This window comes from Streptomyces phytophilus (assembly GCF_013870535.1).
Taxonomy (GTDB): domain Bacteria; phylum Actinomycetota; class Actinomycetes; order Streptomycetales; family Streptomycetaceae; genus Streptomyces; species Streptomyces phytophilus.
Map to the genome: position 1 here is coordinate 1 of NZ_JACBXC010000901.1, position 2,507 is coordinate 2,507.

Annotated in this window: 1 protein-coding gene; it reads right to left on the minus strand. The window is 75.7% G+C overall.

Annotation, left to right across the window (positions count from 1 at the left end; all coding sequences use genetic code 11):
* The coding region (locus H5J30_RS26895; RefSeq protein ID WP_181789920.1) for an acyltransferase domain-containing protein at positions 1-2,507 on the minus strand (2,507 nt) is incomplete at both ends.

The following is a 2,507-nucleotide window of genomic DNA, read 5'->3' on the forward strand; positions in this document are numbered from 1 at the left end:
GTGACGACGGGGTCGCCCGCGGCGTCCGTCATGACCAGGGCCACGGCGTCGTCGCCGAGGCGGGAGGCACGTACGCGCAGAGAGGCCGCCCCCGTCGCGTGGAGGCGTACGCCCGACCAGGAGAACGGAAGCAGCGTACGGTCCGACGGCGCGCCGAGGAGCACCGCGTGCAAGGCGGCGTCCAGCAGCGCCGGGTGCACGCCGGACCGGTCGGCGTCGGCCGCCGCCCCGTCGGGGAGCGCCACTTCGGCGAAGGCCGCGCCGCCGGTGCCGTCGCGCCACAGGCGGCGCAGGCCCTGGAAGACGGGCCCGTAGTCGTAGCCGCGGGCGCCGAGCCGCGGGTAGCCGTCGGAGAGGTCGACGGGGGTGGCGGTGGCGGGAGGCGGCCAGGGCAGACCGGCCGGAGGGGCATCGGCGGCACGGGCCAACACGCCCTCGGCGTGCGCGGTCCACGGCGCCTCGTCGTCCGCGGCCGGGCGGGCGTGGACCCCGAGCGCCCGCCGGCCCTCGGCGTCGGGCCCGTCCACGGTGACCTGGAGCCGGACGGCCCCGGTGGCCGGGAGGAGCAGGGGGGCCGACAGCGTCAGCTCGTCGATCCGGTCGCAGCCGACGTGATCGGCGGCGTGCAGCGCCAGCTCCACCAGCGCGGTGCCGGGCAGGAGGACGGTGCCGGCCACGGCGTGGTCGGCGAGCCAGGGGTGCGTGGCGAGCGACACCTCCGCCGTGAACAGCACGCCGCCCGAGGTGGCGAGGGGGACGGGGGCGCCGAGGAAGAGGTGGTGGGCGGCGCTTGCGGCGGGCGCGTTGGCGGTGGGGGAGAGCCAGAGGTGCCGGTGCTGGAAGGGGTAGGTGGGGAGGTCGGCGGGTGGGGCGGTGGAGTCGAAGGCGGCGTCGAGGCCGTGGGCGTGGGTGTGGGCGAGTGCCAGGGCCAGGCGTCGGGGGGAGTCGTCGTCGCGGTGGAGCGTCGCGTGGGTGACGGCGTCGGAGCCGGCGGCGTCGATGGTGTCCTCGACGGCGGTGAGCAGGCCCGGGTGGGGGCTGGGTTCGAGGAAGTGCCCGTAGCCGTCGGCCAAGAGGGCCTGCACGGTCTGGTGGAAGCGCACCGGCGAACGCAGGTTGGTGAACCAGTAGTCCGGGGTGAGAGTGGTGGTGTCGAGGGGCCCGGCGGTCACCGTCGAGTAGAAGGGGATGTCGGCGGCCCGGGGCTCGATGCCCGCGAGACGTGCCTCCAGCTCCGCCGCCAGGGGTTGGACGAGGGGCGTGTGCGAGGCGTACGTGACCGGGATGCGGCGGTGCCGGACGTCGTTCCGTACGCAGTGCTCCTGCACCGCGTCCAGCGCCGCCGCGGGACCTGCGACGACAACCGCCGCGGGCCCGTTGTACGCCGCCACCGACACCTCGTCTGCGACGCCGCGGGCACCCAGCAGCGCCTGCGCACCGGCCTCGTCCAGCGCTACGGACAGCATCCCGCCCGTACCCGCCAAAGCCGTGAGCGCCTGGGACCGCTGGGCGACCACCCGCGCCGCGTCCTCCAGACTCAACGCCCCCGCGACATGCGCGGCAGCGATCTCCCCCTGCGAATGCCCGATGACCGCGTCCGGGCGGACACCGTGGTGCTCCCACCAGCGGGTCAGCGCCACCATCACCGCCCACAGCGCAGGTTGGACGACCTCCACCGGCTCCAGCGCAGCCGGATCGTCGCCGGTCAGCACGTCGAGCAGATCGAAATCCGTGTACGGGGCCAGCGCCCGCGCGCACTCCGCGAGGGCGTCCGCGAACACCGGCGACTCCGCCAGCAGCCGGGCGCCCATCCGCACCCACTGCGACCCCTGCCCCGGGTAGACGAACACCGTCTTGCCCGGCCCGGCCGCCCCCTGCACCACACCGTCGTGCGGCACACCGGCGGCCAGCGCCTCCAGCCCGGCCAGCAACTCCGCCCGCCCGGTGCCGACGACGACCGCGCGCCGGTCGAACCGCGTACGGCGTACGAGTGCGGCAGCGACCTCGTCGCCGCGCAGCTCCGGCCGCTCCGCCACGTGGTCGTGCAGCCGCTCCGCGTGCGCCCGCAGCGCCGCCGCCGTGCCACCGCTCAGCGGCCACGAGAGCACCCCGGGCGTCTCCGGGGTCTGTTCGGCTCCCGCTTCTTCGGCCTGTTCGAGGATCACGTGCGCGTTGGTGCCGCTGACGCCGAACGACGAGACCGCCGCCCGCCGCGGCCGATCCACCTCCGGCCAGGACCGGGCACCGGTCAGGAGCGATACGCCCCCGGCCGCCCAGTCCACGTGCGGCGTCGGCTCGTCCACATGCAGCGTCGCCGGCAACTCCCCGTGCCGTAGCGCCTGGACCATCTTGATGATCCCGGCCACCCCGGCCGCGGCCTGCGTGTGGCCGATGTTCGACTTCAGCGACCCCAGCCACACCGGCCGGTCGTCGGCCCGGTCCCGCCCGTACGTCGCGAGCAGCGCCTCCGCCTCGATCGGGTCACCCAGCTCCGTGCCCGTGCCGTG